The sequence below is a fragment of the Pseudomonas sp. P7548 genome, assembly GCF_013386585.1.
Classification (GTDB): domain Bacteria; phylum Pseudomonadota; class Gammaproteobacteria; order Pseudomonadales; family Pseudomonadaceae; genus Aquipseudomonas.
This window is the reverse complement of record NZ_JACARO010000001.1, coordinates 23,789-43,926: the sequence shown is the minus strand read 5'-3', so window position 1 is coordinate 43,926 and position 20,138 is coordinate 23,789. Positions and strand designations below refer to the sequence as shown.

Annotated in this window: 16 protein-coding genes; 14 read left to right on the top strand and 2 right to left on the bottom strand. The window is 62.4% G+C overall.

The window, feature by feature from the left end:
• Positions 1-121 precede the first annotated feature (121 nt).
• The 3 genes from HX803_RS00185 to HX803_RS00175 are packed head-to-tail and all read left to right on the top strand — an operon-like array spanning position 122 to position 2,861.
• A complete protein-coding gene (locus tag HX803_RS00185; RefSeq protein WP_178918426.1) occupies positions 122-910 on the top strand; it encodes an ABC transporter ATP-binding protein in 789 nt (262 codons plus the stop codon).
• Complete coding sequence (locus tag HX803_RS00180; protein WP_178918425.1) at positions 907-1,854, top strand: ABC transporter substrate-binding protein; 948 nt, start codon at positions 907-909, stop codon at positions 1,852-1,854. Before HX803_RS00185 ends, HX803_RS00180 begins: the two co-directional genes overlap by 4 nt.
• Positions 1,851-2,861 (top strand): iron ABC transporter permease, encoded by a 1,011-nt coding sequence (locus HX803_RS00175; RefSeq protein WP_178918424.1) that lies wholly within the window; start codon positions 1,851-1,853, stop codon positions 2,859-2,861. Before HX803_RS00180 ends, HX803_RS00175 begins: the two co-directional genes overlap by 4 nt.
• Before the next feature lie 9 nt (positions 2,862-2,870).
• Here the strand turns inward: HX803_RS00175 and HX803_RS00170 are convergent, their stop codons facing one another.
• Positions 2,871-7,397, bottom strand: coding sequence for a DUF4329 domain-containing protein (locus HX803_RS00170; protein WP_178918423.1), 4,527 nt, complete (start codon positions 7,395-7,397; stop codon positions 2,871-2,873).
• Positions 7,398-7,659: 262 nt separating this feature from the next.
• Between HX803_RS00170 and urtA the strand changes: the two genes are divergently transcribed.
• The 11 genes from urtA to ureC all read left to right on the top strand — a co-directional run bounded on the left by urtA (position 7,660) and on the right by ureC (position 17,822).
• On the top strand, positions 7,660-8,925 hold the full coding sequence (gene urtA / locus HX803_RS00165) for an urea ABC transporter substrate-binding protein (protein ID WP_176997074.1): 1,266 nt from the start codon (positions 7,660-7,662) through the stop codon (positions 8,923-8,925).
• Positions 8,926-9,066: 141 nt separating this feature from the next.
• Positions 9,067-10,569 carry an urea ABC transporter permease subunit UrtB gene (gene urtB / locus HX803_RS00160; protein WP_178918422.1) on the top strand — a complete coding sequence of 501 codons (1,503 nt, stop codon included), beginning with the start codon at positions 9,067-9,069 and terminating at the stop codon, positions 10,567-10,569.
• Entirely contained in the window at positions 10,569-11,636 is a 1,068-nt protein-coding gene (urtC, locus tag HX803_RS00155; protein ID WP_178918421.1) for an urea ABC transporter permease subunit UrtC, read from the top strand. Before urtB ends, urtC begins: the two co-directional genes overlap by 1 nt.
• An 8-nt stretch (positions 11,637-11,644) precedes the next feature.
• Entirely contained in the window at positions 11,645-12,466 is an 822-nt protein-coding gene (gene urtD, locus HX803_RS00150; protein ID WP_178918420.1) for an urea ABC transporter ATP-binding protein UrtD, read from the top strand.
• 133 nt (positions 12,467-12,599) lie between these two features.
• Positions 12,600-13,298 (top strand): urea ABC transporter ATP-binding subunit UrtE, encoded by a 699-nt coding sequence (urtE, locus tag HX803_RS00145; RefSeq protein ID WP_176997078.1) that lies wholly within the window; start codon positions 12,600-12,602, stop codon positions 13,296-13,298.
• A 30-nt stretch (positions 13,299-13,328) separates the two neighbouring features.
• Positions 13,329-14,168, top strand: a complete 840-nt coding sequence (locus tag HX803_RS00140; protein WP_178918419.1) for an urease accessory protein UreD — start codon at positions 13,329-13,331, stop codon at positions 14,166-14,168.
• Between the two features lie 175 nt (positions 14,169-14,343).
• Positions 14,344-14,646 (top strand): urease subunit gamma, encoded by a 303-nt coding sequence (gene ureA / locus HX803_RS00135; protein WP_003171437.1) that lies wholly within the window; start codon positions 14,344-14,346, stop codon positions 14,644-14,646.
• Positions 14,647-14,655: 9 nt separating this feature from the next.
• Positions 14,656-15,168, top strand: coding sequence for a GNAT family N-acetyltransferase (locus tag HX803_RS00130; protein WP_178918418.1), 513 nt, complete (start codon positions 14,656-14,658; stop codon positions 15,166-15,168).
• A 5-nt stretch (positions 15,169-15,173) separates the two neighbouring features.
• Positions 15,174-15,707, top strand: coding sequence for a GNAT family N-acetyltransferase (locus HX803_RS00125; protein ID WP_178918417.1), 534 nt, complete (start codon positions 15,174-15,176; stop codon positions 15,705-15,707).
• Complete coding sequence (locus HX803_RS00120) at positions 15,704-16,009, top strand: urease subunit beta (protein WP_178918416.1); 306 nt, start codon at positions 15,704-15,706, stop codon at positions 16,007-16,009. Before HX803_RS00125 ends, HX803_RS00120 begins: the two co-directional genes overlap by 4 nt.
• 112 nt (positions 16,010-16,121) lie before the next feature.
• Entirely contained in the window at positions 16,122-17,822 is a 1,701-nt protein-coding gene (gene ureC, locus HX803_RS00115) for an urease subunit alpha (RefSeq protein WP_178918415.1), read from the top strand.
• Here the strand turns inward: ureC and HX803_RS32615 are convergent.
• Positions 17,819-20,134 (bottom strand): NEL-type E3 ubiquitin ligase domain-containing protein, encoded by a 2,316-nt coding sequence (locus HX803_RS32615; RefSeq protein ID WP_256732785.1) that lies wholly within the window; start codon positions 20,132-20,134, stop codon positions 17,819-17,821. The two genes, ureC and HX803_RS32615, sit on opposite strands and share 4 nt — an antisense overlap.
• Between the last annotated feature and the right edge of the window lie 4 nt (positions 20,135-20,138).

The following is a 20,138-nucleotide window of genomic DNA, read 5'->3' as shown; positions in this document are numbered from 1 at the left end:
ATGTGGGAGCTGGCTTGCCTGCGATGGCGGTCTCTGCGGCAAAGGTGTCTTGCCTGACACACCGCTATCGCAGGCAAGCCAGCTCCCACACTTTTGAACGGTGTTTACCCAGAGCGCATTGATGACTTCTCTCACCCTCACCCGCCTCACCTGGACACCCCAGGCTCACGGCCACTGTCGGCACTCGTTCCACTTGTGTGACGCCAGCCTGCAGGTCGGCGAAGGTGAGTTCGTGGGATTGATCGGCCCCAATGGCAGCGGCAAGACCAGCCTGCTGCGCTGCGCCTATCGGTTCACCAGGCCGGATCAGGGTGACGTGTCGCTCGCCCACCAGAACGTTTGGAAACACAGCGCCAAATGGTGCGCGCAACGCGTCGCCGTGGTGCTGCAGGAATTCCCCGATGCCTTCGGCCTGCGGGTGGACGAGGTGGTCGCCATGGGCCGTACGCCACACAAAGGGCTGTTCGACAGCGACACGCTGCAGGATCAACAGCTGATCCAACAGGCGCTGGAATCCGTCGGCATGCGGGGCTTCGAAGACCATGCCTTTGCGACCCTCTCGGGCGGTGAAAAACAACGCGTGATCCTCGCCCGCGCCCTCGCCCAGCAGCCGCAGTTGCTGATCCTCGACGAACCCACCAACCACCTCGACCCGCGCTATCAGCTGGAACTGCTGCGGCTGGTCAAGCGCCTGAACATCGGCACGCTCGCCAGTATCCACGACCTGAACCTGGCCGCCGCGTTCTGCGACCGCCTGTACGTGATCAACCACGGGCGCATCGTCGCCAGCGGCACGCCCCACGAAGTACTGACCGTCGAACTGCTGCGCGACGTATTCGGCGTCGAGGCACTGATCGACACCCACCCCTTGTCCGGCTACCCCCGAATCACCTGGATAACCCAACCATGACCCTGCGCACCCTGCTCGCCGTTGCCCTGTTGTTCGGCGCTTCGCACGCCGTTGCCGAAGCCACTCACTACCCGGTGACCATCAAGAGTTGCAACCGTGACGTGACCTTCCAGGAAGCGCCGAAACACGCGGTCAGCCACGACATCAACATGACCCAGATGATGCTCGCCCTGGGCCTCAAGTCGCACATGGCCGGCTACAGCGGCGTGACCGGCTGGAAGTCGGTCACCCCCGAAATGGCCGAGATTCTCGACGGCCTGCCGGAGTTGGCGAGCAAATACCCGTCGGTGGAAACCCTGCTCAACGCCAACGTGGATTTCTTCTTCGCCGGCTGGGATTACGGCATGCGCGTGGGCGGTGACCTCACCCCCAGTACCCTGCAACCGCTGGGCATCAACGTGTACGAGCTGACCGAGTCCTGCGCGTTCGTGATGAAGCGCCCAGCCGCCACGCTGGACGACACCTATAACGACCTGCGCAACCTGGGCAAGATCTTCGACGTGCAAGACCGCGCCAACGCGCTGATCGCACAGATGCAGGCGCAGGTGGCCAACGTGCAAAGCGACCTGCCTGCCGACAAGCCACGCGTCTTCCTGTATGACAGCGGAGAAGACCGCGCCATGACCTCCGGCCGCCTGGGCATGCCCCAGGCGCTGATCGAGGCGGCGGGTGGGCGCAATATTCTCGATGACATCGACGCCAGCTGGACCCGGGTCAACTGGGAAACCGTGGTGGAACGCAACCCGCAGGTGATCGTGATCGTCGACTACAGCGAAATCACTGCCGAGCAGAAGGAGCAGTTCCTGCTCAACAACCCGGCGCTGCAAGCGGTGGACGCGATCAGGAACCAGCGGTTTATCGTGATCCCTTACGTGCAGGCCACGCCAGGCATCGACAACGTGCTGGCGGTGGAAACCCTGGCCAAGGGGTTTCACGGCGAATGATCACCCGTCGCTACGCCTTGTTGCTCGCCACGCTGGCTGCGGTGCTGCTGGTGTCTTGTGTGATCTCCCTGGGCTTCGGCCCGGCGCGGGTGCCAGTGGAAGTGGTGTGGCGCATCGTGCTGTTCAAAGCCTTTGGCGTGGGTGAGGTGAACTGGCCGGCCGGGCAGGAACATATTGTGTGGTTGATCCGCGTGCCACGCATGTTGCTGGGTGCGCTGGTGGGGGCCGGGCTGGCCTTGATCGGTGCCGTGTTGCAGGCGGTCACGCGCAACCCGCTGGCTGACCCGCACCTGTTGGGCGTCACCTCCGGCGCCACCCTCGGCGCGGTGATCGTGGTGCTGCATGTAGGTGAAATTGTCGGCCTGCTGACCCTGCCCATCGCCGCCTTTATCGGCGCGCTGCTGAGCATGCTGGTGGTGCTGGCGGTGGCCAGTCGCAATGGGCGGCTGGAGAGCGATCGCCTGCTGCTGTGCGGCGTGGCGGTGTCGTTCGTGATGATGGCGGCGGCCAACCTGCTGCTGTTCATGGGCGACCATCGCGCCGCGTCGGCGGTGATGTTCTGGATGCTGGGCGGCCTGGGCCTGGCACGCTGGGAGCTGTTGGCGATTCCTGCCGTTACCGTGCTGATGGGCTTGCTGGTGTTGGCAGGCATGGCCCGGCCGTTGAACGCGCTGATGGCCGGCGAACAGACAGCCGTGACCCTGGGCCTGAACGCGCGCAACGTGCGCTTGAAGGTGTTCCTGGTGGCGTCCTTGATGACCGGTGTGCTGGTGTCCATCAGCGGCTCTATCGGCTTCGTCGGGCTGATGGTGCCGCACATCGCCCGGCGCCTGATCGGCGCCGAGCATCGCCGGTTACTGCCGGTGTGTGCGCTGCTGGGCAGCCTGTTCCTGGTGTGGGTGGACGTGGCCGCACGCACCTTGATCGCCCCCGAGGATTTGCCGATTGGCGTGGCCACGGCGGCGATTGGTGGATTTTTTTTTATCGGTTTGATGCGCAAACGTTAGACCGATGACTCACAACTCATCCCGATCCGGCCGGTAGGTCGTGTTGCCTGGCAGCCTCAGGTCGCTGCCCACCAGGGTGCGCAGGGTCCAGAAACTGCCACGGCGCAGCACCCGGAACTGACCGAGTCGCGCCAGTTCCGACAGCGCGTGTGAAGGCGTCGGGGCGAAGCCCGTGTAACCCCCTTCAGCGGTCCACTTACCATTTACAGCCAACAAGTTGGCTTCATCCTGGCCGAACGTCGGGGTGTAGCTCAACAAGGCCCCGTCACGGGCCGTCAGGTAAAAGCCGGTGATGGGTAACCTGCGTTTTTTCAGTTCATACAGGTAAAACCCCAGCTCGCGCCATGAAACGAAATACTCAGCGTAGGAACGTTCAACGCCTACGCTCACCTGGTCCAGGCCCGCGTGAAACAGCAGGTGCGCGGCACTGACCTGATAGCCGTCCGGCCAAACAGAATCAGGCTTGAACAGGCTCACCGCAACCGTTGATGGGAATCCGTTATCAGGCGTTGGCAGTATCGGCACATGATTGCTGGCCACGGTTTTCTCCAGCAACGCACCGATTGCCGGTTGACCGGCATAGCGCCCCGCCCGGTCGTGCACGAAACCGGCGGCATCATCGCGATGAACATGCACGGGGCCCAATGCCCATGAGGTCTGGTCAGCCGGCAACACGCCCTGTGAGCGACCCGGCTGCCACTGCGCATCCACTACACCCACACCCGGCCAATTGTCACTGGGCACCAGGATGCGCAACTCTCCAGCCGCCGCCGTACGCCGGATGTACTCACGGGGGCTGAGCAGGCGCAGTTTCAACTTGAGGTCGTCCTGATAGTCGACAAAGCGGTCATTACGCACGGTGAACTTCAGCAAGGCGCCATCGGCGCACGACAAATAAACAGGAAACGCCGCGCGGCTCGCCATCGCGCGTACCTGATACATCGCCGATATCAACCGCGACGGGGAGATCAGCCCCCGATAAATGGAGTCCAGCGTCATGATCTCGCCGACGGGTTGAATGTCGCCCCATTGCAACCCACACAGATACAGCCCGGCCATTTGATAGCGATAGGGATAACCGGCATCGGCAAAAACCCGACGATGAGCCAGGTCCGACCCACTGTCGGTGACGGGCAACGTGGTCACAAAATGCCCGTTGACGGTGGATTGGAGCACATAGCCAAACTGTGCTTCATCCCTCGACCCGGCATGTTCATGGGCATAGCGCGCCGCATCATCGGCACGGCTGTGCAGCGGACTTAATGCAGGGTCGACCCTCGCCTCAAGGTAGCGCCGGCCACGCAGGTCCACGCCGGCAAACGGGCGCCAACTGTCAACCGGTCCAGGCATCCCCCACATCGCACTGCCAGTCACTACCTGCAATTCGAACGCTTGGCTCACACGGTTCACATACGCTTCAGGGGCCAACTCCCCCTTGCGTATCTGCTGTTCAAGCGACCCGCTCAGCCAGTCGTTACGATTACGCGGTCGTGTGACGAGCATGGCAGCCGAAATGGGCGTGTATTTCAATTCCGGGCGCGGCTTCAAGCGGATCAAGGCACCGTCGGGCGCCAGCAAGTAGTGGCTGTGACGCGCTAGAGCAGCGGACAGCGACTGCGCCAACACACGTGTGGAAAACATGTTGCCGTACACCGCCGACTGGGCCGGCGCGAGCAGAAACGGCCATTGCGTCGCCGGCCGTGAGTGGTAGCTGGCAACCACCGTTGTGCGAGGTGGGTACAGGCCACGTGTGACTATTTCATCAGGGAAGATGCTTTTGACATCGAATACTTCATCCGACACCCGAAGCGGTTCAGTGGCAACGAACCCGCCATCGTCACGACGCAGGATAATGCCGCCATAGGATCGGTCGAGGCTCGGCAAGACACGACGACGGATATACCGCGCCGCGTCATCCATCGACACAAACGCCGGGCTGAGCCGGCGCCGCTGCAGGTTTTCATAAGGGACCCACAGCCCATTCACATCGCCGGCGATGCTCCAGCAATCACTGGGCTGGATGACCTGCAAGCGGCCGGAAGCTGCTACCTGTCGTACAAACTGAATCGGTTGCAGCGTGCCAATATCCAGCTTGGCCCGCACGGTCTCAAGAGGGTCCGCATCGCTGCGCGCCTCGAACATGGCAAAGGTGGAAGGTGACTGGTAGCGCAACAGGGCCCCCTCCGGTGTGGCTATAAACACCGGGGCGCCGTAGGGCGGCTGCATCGACTGGAGACGCGCCTGCACAATGGCCTCACTCAAGTCCTCGGGTTCGATAAACACCCGTTTCAACCAGGCTGCCGAGCCATTGCCGACAAACTGGTTGGCGTAATACAGGCTGTGGCAATCGAAACCGTCGGGCAATGTCGTGCCATACAGGCTGGCGAGAGACAGCAGCGGCGATTGGCGGGTGACCGGGATCAACTCGCTGGCAACGTATTCTTCCCGGCGTTCGTGCTTGAGAATGAACGCAAAGTAGAGGCTGGCATACGGTTGTGCATAGTCCTGTGGATCACGTCGAAAAAGATCGCTGGCAGCGTCGTTGGCGTTGCCGAATAGAGGCCCGTGGCTCACCGTCGCCGGGCGTTGGAACTGCAACGTGCGCACCCCCGGGCCCCAGTCCAGCTCGACAAAGTCGGCCGGCCCCCACAACGCGTTGCCGATGACCACCCGCAACGTGCCCGCCTCGGCGAGGGTGCGCACCACATCCGCGGGTTTGATCACACCGTCGGCAAAGCGTTTTCCAATCGCACTCTCGCCATTGGCCGTTTCAGGCACCCATTGCTTACGCCAATCCGAGGTCGTGATAGACGGGCTGTAGAGGATCAGGCTGTCCTGGGATCCCGACAGGTAGCCGGGAAGCCCGGACGCCAGGAGGTCGGCGACGTCTGCGGGGTGAAACATTTGCCCTCCCAATTCAGCCTCCTGGCGGGTCCACTTGAGGCGGGCAACAAGTACCGGGTCAGTGGTCGACAGCGCAGCACGCGTGCCATAGCGCGCATGCAGGCGATAACCCGCGTTCAGGATAATGGGTGAGTGCTGGCGATCAACCGGGTAAAGGCCTTCAAAAGCAAAGGGCCTCGGCCCCGTGGGCACGGGCTGCGTCACCACAAAGCGGCCATCGGGTCGTTGGAGAATCATCCCGCCGAGTACCTGCTCGCGACGCCCATTGAGGGTGCCATGGATAAAGCGGGCTGCGTCGTCGGCCGACAAAAAAGCAATACTCAGGGGCGGCAGCGGGAACTGCGAATAGGGGACCCACTGCGCATCCACCACGCCACTGCGGTCCCACAGCGCACTGGTTTTCTCCACGCTCAGTTCACCCGCCTCTGCCACTTTTCGGACAAAGTCGCGGGTCAGCAATGAACCGTCCAGGAGCGCGGCTTGCCAGCCGTTATCGATCACCTGACCGTCTGGCGCATAGGCAAACAACTGGGACTCGAGCGCCGAGCCGGAAAAGCGATAGCGCAAGATGGCGTCGTCCCGTAGCCGGATATACAACGACGCGCCCAGCGTGGATTGCGCGCCCTGGCTGTACTGTCGAAACTGCACAATGTGCTGTGCAAGCTCCAGTGGGCTGATGAAGTTTTTGAACAGCCAGCTTTCCAGCGTCGGGTATTGGGCGGGCAATGGCCTTGAATTAACGCAAATCCCATGCAGGTGATAGCCAACAGGCAACGGGGGCAACTCGCTCGCCAGCCCCTCGATTGGATCTGGATCGCGCGCCACATACTCCGAAAGCGTATCGGACTGCAGAATCAATACCTGTTGCCGAATGTTGGGTTTACGCCGCATCTGTATCGTGGCCTGCGCCAACGCCTGCTGCGTGTCTGCAAATACCGGCCAGGGCTTGTAAGGCTCCCAATTGGCCGGAACCTGGCCCACCGAACCACCCCAGTAAGGGCTGGATATCAGAAAGGTCAACCGCCCGACTGAGGCGACTTTCTTGTAATACCCTTCAATGGTCCCGTCAAAGGCATGCGGCGATTCGAACGGCCCTCGAGTGGTAATCCAGTGAGCAAAGCCAAGCGCCGCCGGGGTTTCATCAAACTGGTATTTGATCAGCGTGCCGTCCGGCCCAGAGAGGTAAGCCTCCCTGAATTTTGGCCGGTTCTGGTGGTTGAAGATGATGTCCGGCTCTGAGTAAAACCCCTGGTAAGCCGTGATCTGGTGCGCGCTCCACGCAGGATTTTCACGCGCAACCCACGCCGTCGTATTGGGGTGCGTGTGCCAGCTTGCGACAATGTGGTACCCCTCCGGGTCCAGGTAAGCCGTGTTGGCCGGGTTGCTGTCCAGCAAGAGACTGAAATTGAACGTGGTGGGCCGGTCCGAAATCGGCTCGCTGCCAACAAAAAGACCGTCCGCCAAACGCCGCAGAATGACGCTGCCGAACTCCACCTGCAAATTGAGCCCCACGCGCCCATGGAGATAGCGGGCGACCTCATCCGCCGTTTTGAAGGCCGGACTGAGCACGCCAAGTTTGGCGTGACCGGCCGGAAGGGTTGCGCGTTTTTCGCGCAGGGGTTGATCGTCCATGATGACTCCTCGGAACAAATGTGGGTGTTCCGTCATCCTGAACACCCTCTGATTCTGAGGGTGCTACATAGTTAGCCGCCTCTCGCACCAAGACAGTGCCCCACGCTTTTCACCCCACCGATCCGGCGCTTAATCAGTGCACCACCGACGGCAAGCTCCGCCCGATCCCCCTTGAACGCGGCGCCCGACAAAGCAGGCACAGCCCTTGCAATCACCCTCCCATCTGTCCAACAACAACACTTGGGTTCTCGGAGATCGCACCATGAAGCGTCGCAGCTTGATCAAGGCTTTCACTCTTTCGGCATCCATTGCCGCCATGGGCATGACCTGGACCGTGCAGGCCGCCGAGACCATCAAGGTCGGCATCCTGCACTCGTTGTCCGGGACCATGGCCATCTCCGAAACGTCGCTCAAAGACATGGCGCTGATGACCATCGACGAGATCAACGCCAAGGGCGGGGTGAACGGCAAGATGCTTGAACCGGTGGTCGTGGACCCCGCGTCCAACTGGCCGCTGTTCGCCGAGAAAGGCCGGCAGTTGCTGACCCAGGACAAGGTGGCCGTGGTGTTCGGTTGCTGGACCTCGGTGTCGCGCAAGTCCGTGCTGCCGGTGTTTGAAGAACTCAACGGCCTGCTGTTCTACCCGGTGCAGTACGAAGGCGAAGAGATGTCGCCGAACGTGTTCTACACCGGTGCCGCGCCGAACCAGCAAGCCATCCCCGCCGTGGAATACCTGATGAGCGAAGAGGGCGGCGGCGCCAAGCGCTTCTTCCTGCTGGGTACCGACTACGTGTACCCGCGCACCACCAACAAGATCCTGCGCTCGTTCCTGCACTCCAAAGGCGTCGCCGATAAAGACATCGAAGAGGTCTACACCCCGTTCGGCCACGCCGATTACCAGACCATTGTCGCCAACATCAAGAAGTTCTCCGCTGGCGGCAAGACCGCTGTGATCTCCACGGTGAACGGCGACTCCAACGTGCCGTTCTACAAAGAGTTGGCCAACCAAGGCCTGAAGGCCACCGACGTGCCGGTGGTGGCGTTCTCGGTGGGTGAAGAAGAGCTGCGCGGCATCGACACCAAGCCGCTGGTGGGCAACCTTGCCGCCTGGAACTACTTCCAGTCGGTGGAGAACCCGGTGAACAAGAAATTCGTCGCCGACTGGAAGGCCTATGCCAAGGCCCACAACCTGCCGGGCGCAGACAAGGCCGTGACCAACGACCCGATGGAAGCCACCTACGTGGGCATCCACATGTGGGCGCAAGCGGCCGAGAAAGCCAAGTCCACCGACGTCGACAAAGTGCGTGAAGCCCTGGCCGGCCAGACCTTCGCCGCGCCGTCCGGCTTCACCCTGACCATGGACAAGACCAACCACCACCTGCACAAGCCGGTGATGATCGGCGAGATCCAGGCTGACGGGCAGTTCTCGGTGGTGTGGCAGACCGACAAGCCGATCCGCGCCCAGCCGTGGAGCCCTTACATCCCGGGCAATGACAAGAAGCCGGATTACGCGGTGAAAAGTAACTAAAGCCCGACTCGGTCAAAAACTGTGGGAGCGGGCTTGCTCGCGAATGCGGTGGTTCAGCAAGAAATGCATTGACTGACACACCGCATTCGCGAGCAAGCCCGCTCCCACAGTTTGAACCGTGCATGATCAGGACACTTTGTTATGCCCACTGCCCTGTACCGCTTCATCCTCACGGCCCTGCTTGTGCTGCCCTTCGCAGCACACGCCAGCGACGCCGACGACTTCCTCGCCGCCAACCCGGCCCAACAAGCCAAGCTGCTCCAGGACTGGGCTGCCCAGCCGGATCCCGCGCGCATCGAGCTGGTGGACGCTCTGCAACAAGGCCAACTCACGGTCAACGGTGAAACCAAAACCGTGCGCCTGAACAACCGACTGCGCAGCCTGATCGACAACGTACAAGCCAGCCAGCAACTGCTCGCCGCCGACCCCAAGGTGCGCCTGGCCGCCGCAGTAACCCTGCAAAAAAGCGCACAGCCCGCGCAGCTCAAATTCCTCGACCAGCAGGTCGCCGCCGAGACAAACGAGGACGTGCACACCGCCCTCAGCCTGGCCCTGGCCAACCTGCAATTGGTCGACCCTGACCCGGTGGTGCGCCTCGCCGCCGTGCGTCTGCTCGGCAGCACCGGCGACCCGCTGGCGCGCACGCGCCTTGAAGCGCTGCTCGCTCCTGGCGTCGAAGCCGACGCCGCCGTGCACACCGCCGCCGAGACCAGCCTGGCCCAGGTCAAGCGCAAACTGATGTTCGGCGAAATCCTCGGCCAGGCCTTCAGCGGCATGTCCCTGGGTTCGATCCTGCTGCTGGCGGCCCTGGGCCTGGCGATCACCTTCGGCCTGCTCGGCGTGATCAACATGGCCCATGGCGAGATGCTGATGCTCGGCGCCTACTCCACCTATGGGGTGCAGTTGTTGATGCAGCGCTATGTGCCTGCCGCCATCGAGTTCTACCCACTGATCGCACTGCCGGTGGCGTTTTTTGTCACGGCCGCCATCGGCATGGCGTTGGAACGCACGGTGATTCGCCACCTGTATGGCCGGCCGCTGGAAACCCTGCTGGCCACCTGGGGCATCAGCCTGATGCTGATCCAGTTGGTGCGCCTGGTGTTCGGTGCGCAGAACGTCGAAGTGTCCAACCCCGAATGGCTGTCCGGTGGCATCCAGGTGCTGCCCAACCTGGTGCTGCCGTACAACCGCATCGTGATCATCGCCTTCGCACTGTGCGTGGTGGTGCTGACCTGGCTGCTGCTGAACAAGACGCGCCTGGGCCTGAACGTGCGGGCCGTGACCCAGAACCGCAACATGGCCGCCTGCTGCGGCGTGCCCACTGGCCGCGTGGACATGCTCGCGTTCGGCCTGGGTTCCGGCATCGCGGGCTTGGGCGGCGTGGCGCTGAGCCAGATCGGCAACGTCGGCCCGGACCTGGGCCAGAGCTACATCATCGACTCGTTTCTCGTCGTGGTGCTTGGCGGTGTCGGCCAGTTGGCGGGGAGCGTCATGGCCGCCTTCGGGCTGGGCATCGCCAACAAGATTCTGGAACCGCAGATCGGCGCCGTGCTCGGCAAGATCCTGATCCTCGCGCTGATCATTCTGTTTATCCAGAAACGCCCGCAGGGACTCTTCGCACTGAAAGGACGGGTGATCGACTGATGAACCAGCCATTGATGCTCACGGCCACGCAAAAGGCCGGCCCCAAGGTGACGATTGCGGTGGGCGTGGCGATTCTCGCCGCGCTGCTGGCCCTGCCGCTGTTGTCGTTGTTGCCCGCAGAAAATGCCCTGCATGTCTCGGCCTACACCCTGACCCTGGTGGGCAAGATCCTCTGCTACGCCATTGTCGCCCTGGCCCTGGACCTGGTGTGGGGCTACGCCGGCATGCTGTCCCTCGGCCACGGCCTGTTCTTCGCCCTTGGCGGCTATGCGATGGGCATGTACCTGATGCGCCAGGCCTCCGGCGATGAGCTGCCGGCGTTCATGACCTTCCTCTCCTGGACCGAACTGCCGTGGTACTGGGTGGGCACCGAACACTTCCTCTGGGCGATGTGTCTGGTGGTGTTGGCGCCGGGTCTGCTGGCGCTGGTGTTTGGTTTCTTCGCCTTCCGCTCGCGGATCAAGGGCGTGTATTTCTCCATCATGACCCAGGCCCTGACCTTCGCCGGCATGCTGCTGTTCTTTCGCAACGAGACCGGTTTTGGCGGCAACAATGGCTTTACCAACTTTCGCAGCATCCTCGGCTTTGGCATCACTGAACCGGGCACGCGGGCAGTGCTGTTCGTGGCCACGGTGTTGCTGCTGGTGGCGAGCCTGTTCATCGGCTGGCGCCTGGCGCGCAGCAAGTTCGGTCGGGTGCTGACCGCCCTGCGTGACGCAGAAAACCGCCTGATGTTCTGCGGCTACGACCCACGCGGTTTCAAGCTGTTCGTGTGGGTATTGAGCGCGGTGCTGTGCGGCTTGGCCGGGGCGCTATACGTGCCGCAGGTGGGCATCATCAACCCCAGCGAAATGTCGCCGACCAACTCCATCGAAGCCGCCGTGTGGGTAGCCCTGGGCGGGCGCGGCACCTTGATCGGCCCGCTGCTTGGCGCCGGCGTGGTCAATGGCATGAAGAGCTGGTTCACCGTGGCCTTCCCGGAATACTGGCTGTTCTTCCTCGGGGCGCTGTTCATCATCGTCACCCTGTACCTGCCCAAGGGCGTGATCGGGCTGCTGAAGAAGTGAGAAACGTGATGCTCGAACCTATTCTCGACGCCGGCACCGGCCGCGATGCCATCGGTATCGGCCAGGCGGCAGGCCCAGGCCTGAACACCCGGCACGGCACCATCCTGAGCCTGGAAGACATCAGCGTCAGCTTCGACGGCTTCAAGGCGCTCAACAACTTGAACCTGTACATCGGCGTGGGTGAGCTGCGCTGCATCATCGGCCCCAACGGCGCAGGCAAGACCACGCTGATGGACGTGATCACCGGCAAGACCCGCCCCAGCCATGGCACGGCCTGGTTTGGCGAACACCTTGACCTGACCCGCCTGAGCGAAGTGCAGATCGCCCAGGCCGGCATCGGCCGCAAGTTCCAGAAACCCACGGTGTTCGAAGCCCTGAGCGTGTTCGAGAACCTGGAACTGGCGCAGAAGACCGATAAATCGGTGTGGGCCAGCCTGCGCGCACGCTTGAGCGGCGAACAGAAAGACCGTATCGAGGAAGTGCTCGACACCATCCGCCTCACCGCCTCGGCGCAGCGCCCGGCCGGGTTGCTGTCCCATGGCCAGAAGCAGTTCCTGGAAATCGGCATGCTGCTGATGCAAGACCCGCAGCTGTTGCTGCTGGACGAACCAGTGGCGGGTATGACCGATGCCGAAACCGAGTTCACCGCCGAACTGTTCAAGCGCCTGGCGGGCAAGCACTCGCTGATGGTGGTGGAGCACGACATGGGCTTTGTCGGCTCGATTGCCGACCACGTCACCGTGTTGCACCAAGGCAGCGTGCTGGCCGAAGGCTCGCTGGAACAGGTGCAGGACAACGAACGGGTGATCGAGGTTTACCTCGGCCGCTAACCCGGACACGGACTGCTTTATGTGGGAGCTGACTTGCCTGCGATAACGATGTTGACTGACACACCGCCATCGCAGGCAAGCCAGCTCCCACAGTTGATCCGGTTCCAATCAGGGAACCGAGGAGAATGTGAAAATGCTGCAAGTCGACAAGCTGCACCAGTATTACGGCGGTAGCCACATCCTGCGCGGGCTGTCTTTTGACGTGAAGGTCGGCGAAGTCACCTGCCTGCTCGGGCGTAACGGCGTGGGCAAGACCACCTTGCTCAAATGCCTGATGGGCCTGCTGCCGTCCAAGGAAGGCGCAGTGACCTGGGAAGGCAAGGCCATCACCGGCTTCAAGCCGCACCAGCGTGTGCACGCCGGCATCGCCTACGTGCCCCAGGGCCGGGAGATTTTCGGGCGCCTGACCGTGGAAGAAAACCTGCTGATGGGCCTGGCACGTTTCCCCGGCTCCGAGGCCAAGGAAGTGCCGGCGTTTATCTACGAGCTGTTCCCGGTGCTGCTGCAGATGAAGCATCGCCGTGGCGGCGACCTGTCGGGCGGCCAGCAACAGCAACTTGCGATCGGCCGCGCTTTGGCCAGCCGACCGCGCCTGCTGATCCTCGACGAACCCACCGAAGGCATCCAGCCGTCGGTAATCAAGGAGATCGGCGCGGTGATCAAGAAGCTCGCGGCCCGTGGCGACATGGCGATCCTGCTGGTGGAGCAGTTCTACGACTTTGCCGCCGAATTGGCCGACCAATACCTGGTGATGTCCCGTGGTGAAATCGTGCAGCAGGGCCTGGGTGAAAATATGGAAGCCGAGGGTGTACGCGGGCTCGTAACGATCTAATCTGTAGCGTCCTGACGATAAGCACACACCATGAACCTGCCCGTTACCCCTGCCCTGTTCACCCCCAGTTGGCACGCCGAGCTGGAGCTCGGTTATGCGCGTTTCGGCGACACCACGCGCCCGGTGATGCGCCGCCACCTTGGGCCGCTGCGGGTGCAAAAGCACCTCTACGCCGAAGGCCCCGAGGTGTGCCAGCACATCATCGTGCACCCGCCCGGCGGCATTGCCGGCGGTGACCGCCTGGACATCAGCGCCCACATCGGCGCGGGCGCCTGGGCGCAGTTGACCAGCCCCGGCGCAGCCAAGTGGTACCGCGCCAACAGCCCGGCCTATCAGCAACTGGACCTCATCGTGGAAGCCGGTGCCACCCTGGAGTGGCTGCCCCAGGAAACCATCGTGTTCAGCGCCGCCCAGGCCGAACTCACGACGCGCATTGAGCTGCAAGGCGACGCCCGGCTGTTTTACTGGGACGTGGTCGCCCTCGGCCGCCCTGCCAGTGGCGAGCGTTTCGACCTCGGCCACTTTCAGTCGCACCTGGATATCCGCCGCGACGGCCAGTTGCTCTGGCATGAGCGCCAGCGCATTGTAGGCGCCGACGGTCTGCTCGACTCGCCCATCGGCCTGGATGGCCAGCCGGTGTTTGCCACGTTGCTGCTGACGGCTGAGATCGACCCTGAATTACTTGAGCAATGCCGCGCCCTGCCCCACGGGGTGCGCGGTGACTTGACGCAATTGCCGGGTTTGCTGGTTGCCCGTTGCCTGGCCAGTGAAGCGCTGCATGCACGGGCCTGGTTGATTGATTTATGGCGCCTGTTGCGTCCGGCCGTCCTCGGCCGAGAAGCGATTTCACCGAGAATCTGGAGCACATGAAGATCAAAATGTGGAACCTGCTTCCTGTGGGAGCTGGCTTGCCTGCGATGCAGACGGCTCGGTGTTTCTGGTTGACCGAGGTGATGCCATCGCAGGCAAGCCAGCTCCCACACAAGCCCGCGCCCACATTGGATCTCCGGTGTTTTTATGAATGTTGTTTGAAGGACCTTGAACCATGGACCTGACCCCACGGGAAAAAGACAAACTGCTGATCTTCACCGCCGGCCTCGTCGCCGAACGCCGCCTGGCGCGGGGTGTAAAGCTCAACTACCCGGAAACCATCGCCTACATTTCCGCCGCCTTGATGGAAGGCGCCCGCGACGGCCGTACCGTGGCCGACCTGATGCACTACGGCACCACTCTGCTGAGCCGCGAGCAAGTGATGGAAGGCATCCCGGAAATGATCCCGGACATCCAGGTGGAAGCCACCTTCCCCGACGGCACCAAGCTGGTCACCGTCCACCAGCCGATCGCGTGAGGTGCGAGCATGATTCGTGATGCAACCGAGCAGGACCTGGCGCAGATCCGCGACATCTACAACGACGCGGTGCTCAACACCACGGCGATATGGAACGAACAACCGGTGGACCTCGCCAACCGCCAGGCATGGTTTAACGCGCGCCAGTCCCAGGCCTACCCGATTCTGGTCGCCATCGAAAACGATGAAGTGACTGGCTACGCGTCGTTTGGCGACTGGCGCCCGTTTGAGGGTTTTCGCTACAGCGTCGAACACTCGGTGTACGTGCGCAACGACCAGCGCGGCAAGGGCCTCGGCCCGCGCCTGATGGAAGCCCTGATCGAACGCGCCCGCGCCTGTGGCAAACACGTGATGGTCGCCGCCATCGAAAGCGGCAACCAGGCCTCGATCCGCCTGCACGAACGCCAGGGCTTTATTACCACCGGGCAAATGCCCCAGGTGGGCATCAAGTTCGGCCGCTGGCTGGACCTGACCTTCATGCAACTGACCTTGAACCCGGGCGCACAACCGCCCAAGGAGTGACGTCGATGAGCGCCGCACAACTGCGTCGAGTCAATGCTGAAAGTTTTGCCCACTACCGCCTGGGCTTGATCGAGCTGTTGCTGGACGCGGTAAAGCATGGCGCTTCGGTGGGTTTCATGGCCGACATCGATGAGGCCCAGGCCCGCGATTACTTCACCGGCGTGCACACCCAACTGCAAGACGCCAGCCTGCTGCTGTGGGTGGTGGTGCGCGATGAACAAGTGATCGCTAGCGTGCAATTGGCGCTCTGCCAGAAAGCCAACGGATTGAACCGCGCCGAAGTGCAAAAGCTGATGGTACACAGCCAGGCACGTCGCCACGGCCTGGGCCAGCAATTGATGAACACACTGGAACTCGCCGCGCGCCAGCACCAGCGCGGCTTGCTGTACCTGGACACCGAAGCCGGCTCGCCGGCCGAAGCCTTCTACCAGTCGCTGCGCTACACCAAGATCGGTGAGCTTCCCGACTACTGCCAAAGCCCGGACGGGCGTGCACACCCAACCGCCATCTACTTCAAGACCTTGGGGCAACCTTCATGATTCCTGGTGAATACCTGATCCAGCCCGGTGAGATCGAACTCAATGCGGGCCGCCGCACCCTCACTCTGAGCGTGGCCAACAGCGGCGACCGACCGATCCAGGTGGGTTCGCATTATCATTTTTTCGAGACCAATGACGCGCTGACGTTTGACCGTGCGGCCAGCCGGGGCATGCGCCTGAATATTCCGGCGGGGACGGCGGTGCGGTTTGAGCCGGGGCAGAGTCGGGAGGTGGAGTTGGTCGATTTGAGCGGGGGCCGGCGAGTATTTGGGTTTGCCGGCCGAGTCATGGGCGACCTGTAGGGCCCCATCGCAGGCAAGCCAGCGCCCACATGGGAACGCATTCCAAATGTGGGAGCTGGCTTGCCTGCGATAACGATTTCATATTCAACACAACTTTTCAGGGCACTCTCACATGAAAATCACCCGCCAAGCCTACGCCGACATGTACGGCCCCACCGTCGGTGACAAGGTCCGCCTGGCCGACACCGAGCTGTTCGTCGAAGTCGAACAGGACTTCACGATCTACGGCGAAGAAGTGAAATTCGGCGGCGGCAAAGTCATCCGCGACGGCCAGGGCCAGAGCCAGTTGCTCGCCCATGAGGTAGTCGACACCCTGATCACCAACGCGCTGATTATCGATCATTGGGGCATCGTCAAAGCCGACGTCGGCCTCAAGAACGGCCGCATCCACGCCATCGGCAAGGCCGGCAACCCGGATGTGCAACCCGGCGTGACCATGGCCATCGGCGCCAGCACCGAAGTGATTGCCGGCGAAGGCATGATCCTCACCGCCGGCGGCATCGACACCCACGTGCACTTCATCTGCCCGCAGCAAATCGAAGAAGCGCTGACCAGCGGCGTGACCACCATGATCGGCGGCGGCACCGGCCCGGCCACGGGCACCAACGCAACCACTTGCACCTCCGGGCCGTGGCACTTGGCACGCATGCTCCAGGCCAGCGACTCGTTCCCGATGAACATCGGTTTCACCGGCAAGGGCAATGCCAGTTTGCCGGAGCCGTTGATCGAGCAGGTCAAGGCCGGGGCCATCGGCCTGAAGCTGCACGAAGACTGGGGCACCACGCCCGCCAGCATCGACAACTGCCTGAGTGTCGCCGACGCATACGACGTGCAAGTGGCGATCCACAGTGACACCCTCAACGAGTCCGGTTTCGTCGAAACAACGCTGGCCGCCCTCAAGGGCCGCACCATCCACACCTACCACACCGAAGGTGCCGGTGGCGGCCATGCGCCGGACATCATCAAGGCCTGTGGCTTCCCCAACGTGCTGCCCAGTTCCACCAACCCAACCCGCCCGTTCACCCGCAACACCATCGACGAACACCTGGACATGCTGATGGTCTGCCACCACCTGGACCCAAGCATTGCCGAAGACGTGGCCTTCGCTGAAAGCCGCATCCGCCGCGAAACCATTGCCGCCGAAGACATCCTGCACGACCTCGGCGCGTTCTCCATGATCAGCTCCGACAGCCAGGCCATGGGTCGCGTTGGCGAGGTGATCACGCGCACCTGGCAAACCGCCGACAAGATGAAAAAGCAGCGCGGCCCGCTGCCTGGCGACGGCTCCGGCAACGACAACTTCCGCGCCAAGCGCTACATCGCCAAGTACACCATCAACCCGGCGATCACCCACGGCGTGAGCCACATCGTGGGCTCCATTGAAGTGGGCAAATGGGCCGACCTGGTGCTGTGGCGCCCGGCGTTTTTTGGCATCAAGCCGACCCTGATTCTCAAGGGTGGCGCGATTGCTTCAAGCCTGATGGGTGACATCAACGGCTCGATCCCGACGCCGCAACCGGTGCACTACCGCCCGATGTTCGCCAGCTTCGGCAGCTCGCTGCACGCCACCAGCCTGACCTTTATCAGCCAGGCCGCCCAGGACGCCGGAGTGCCCGAAGCCCTGGGCTTGAAGAAGCAGATCGCCGTGGTCAAGGGCTGCCGCGAGGTGCAAAAAACCGACTTGATCCACAACGACTACCTGCCGGACATCGAGGTCGACCCACAGACTTATCAGGTCAAGGCCGACGGTGTGTTGCTGTGGTGCGAGCCGGCGGATGTGCTGCCGATGGCCCAGCGGTATTTCCTGTTCTAGCGTACTTCATTGCCTGCCCGGTTCTCAGGCGGACCGGGCAACGGGTGCTCCTGGAGTTCGGTGCGGGTCAGGGTTTCAATCAAGCCAGCCTCGGCAATCCCCAGTTGGCTCTGCAGTGCCTGGGCCTGGGTATCATAGGCGTCCCGGGACAGTTGCCCGGCCTCCACCTGCTCCAATAACGCCGCCAGTTGCTCGTGATACGGCTTGCTTTGCGCCTCGAACTGCGGGCGGTACTTGTGGGCCACGTAGTCTTTCCAAAAGTCCCTGGACAATAAGCTCTGGAACTCTTCAGGCGAGTTATTCAACCCCAGGATGCGCGCGCGCGTGGCATCCAGCACCGGCTGACTGACCTTGCCCATGGCAATGAACCGCGCCTGATCCGGCTGGCCCGGCAAATCAAGCTGCTGCTCTCCCTTCAACCCGTAGCGATAGGCGAGGCGCACCTCCACTTCTTCAAGTTGCTGGATCCTCGACTGCTTCTGCACCCGTGTCAGATCAGGGTCATGGTTGATGGCCGCCGTGCGCTGGGCAATGTCTTCCAAGGCGGTCTTTTCCACTTCATCCAGACGGAACAGGCCACGGGCCAACTGCAACAGGGCAGGCCCCTGCGTCGCCTCGGTCGCCCCGGCCTTGGCACGGTAGACCATCTGCATGATTTCCAGGTTGCTGAACGACAGCGCGGCGCGGTCACAACACGCAGCGCGCCCCGCCCAAGTGAACATCTCCTCGCGCAAGGCTTCGGACTCGGTGTTGGGTTCGGTGATGCTGTCGATCACCTCCCACACCCGCCGTTGCAGGTCAGCAGGGTCGGCAGATGCGTTCATGTCGGCCAGCATCTGGAAAAAACCCGGGCTGCATGGATCGTCGTGCAGGAGGCTCCACTGCCGGGCCCGAGCGGCCACCTGGTCGGGGTTCAGGCCTCGGGTCCAGCGCTCGAACGGCACGCCCAATGGCCTGGCCACCACTGGAGAACGCAGGCCCAGGGCGGTAGCGACGAGCCTCGGCGGCCGACCTGTCTGAACAAGCTCCTCCTCCAGCAACCGAGCGTTATAGACACGCACCTGTTGCAACGTGGCTTCGGTGAAGGGGTTGTTGTTGACGTTGGTGATCGTGGACAAGCGTGCAGCGTGAGGCAGTTGCTCCTCTAAGGGGTCGATGAGGTCAACCGGCAGCGTGGTCAATTGGTTATTGGCCAGGTTGATATCGTCCAGCAAGGCCTGGCTGCCCAGCCCCACGGGCCAGTGGGGAAGGTCGGTGCCACTGAGGTGGACCGAGCGGATGTCGGGGATGCGGCTGAAGTCCGGGGCCATGCCCAGGGGGTTGTTATCCATCCACAGTGCCCTGAGGGTCGTGCGCTCAGACAGGATCCGCGTGGTTTCAGGGGTCAGGCGAATTGAGTTGTTGTCCAGGAACAACCGCGTCAGGCCATGCATTTCACCCACTGCTGGCGGCAGTTCACGTAACGCATTGTTCGACATATCCAACCAGCGCAAACCACGAAAGCCGCCGAGAAATCCTTCCGGGGAGGCGCTCAACTGCATGCGTGTGAGCCGCAATGAACCGACATGGCTGAAGTCCGCATCCAGGTCCGGCAGGCTGGACAACGTCAGGTCACTGAGGTCCATTTCCAAACCGATGGGTGTGCTGTCGGCGGCAAACTTCATCGGGGTTTCCTGGCGCCAGCATGCCAGGATGCGGGTACGGGCCATGACGCGGTCGTCACGTTGGGCAAGGTTATCCATTACCTGGTTCATGCGAACGTAGCGCTGACGCGCACCACCACCGGAAAACACCCAACTGTCCAGCTGCGCCTTGAGGTCGCTGTATTCCTGGAACTGGCGAGACAACTGCACCTCGGCGTCTGCCCCCAGGTTCCAGATGTGCTGCCGGCATCGGCCAATATCGTAATTAGGGTTCATCTGCCGCACTTGGGCGATTGAGGGAGATTCCACCGAGAAACTGTCCCCGCGACCGTTGAGCAACAGCTCGGGATGGCTCTGGGACAAGCGTCGCCAATAATCGTCCAGCGCCTGTTCCGCCTGGGCGGATAAATGATTGCCTCTGATCGACGTGACCTGGTTGATCTTGATCATTTGCTCAGCGTACTCGGCCGGCGGCTCCAGGTGCTCGGGCGGGATCGTACGCAGGTGGTTGTCCTCCAGGTTGAGTTCGCGCAGGCCACTCTGATCCCGCAACCCGGTGGGCCAGTGCTCCAGTTCGGTGTTCCTGAGGAACACGTACCTCAAGTGCGGCATGTTGCTCAAATCCGGGGCCAGGCCGAGGGGGTTCTGCGATAGGTCCAGCCACTCCATCCGA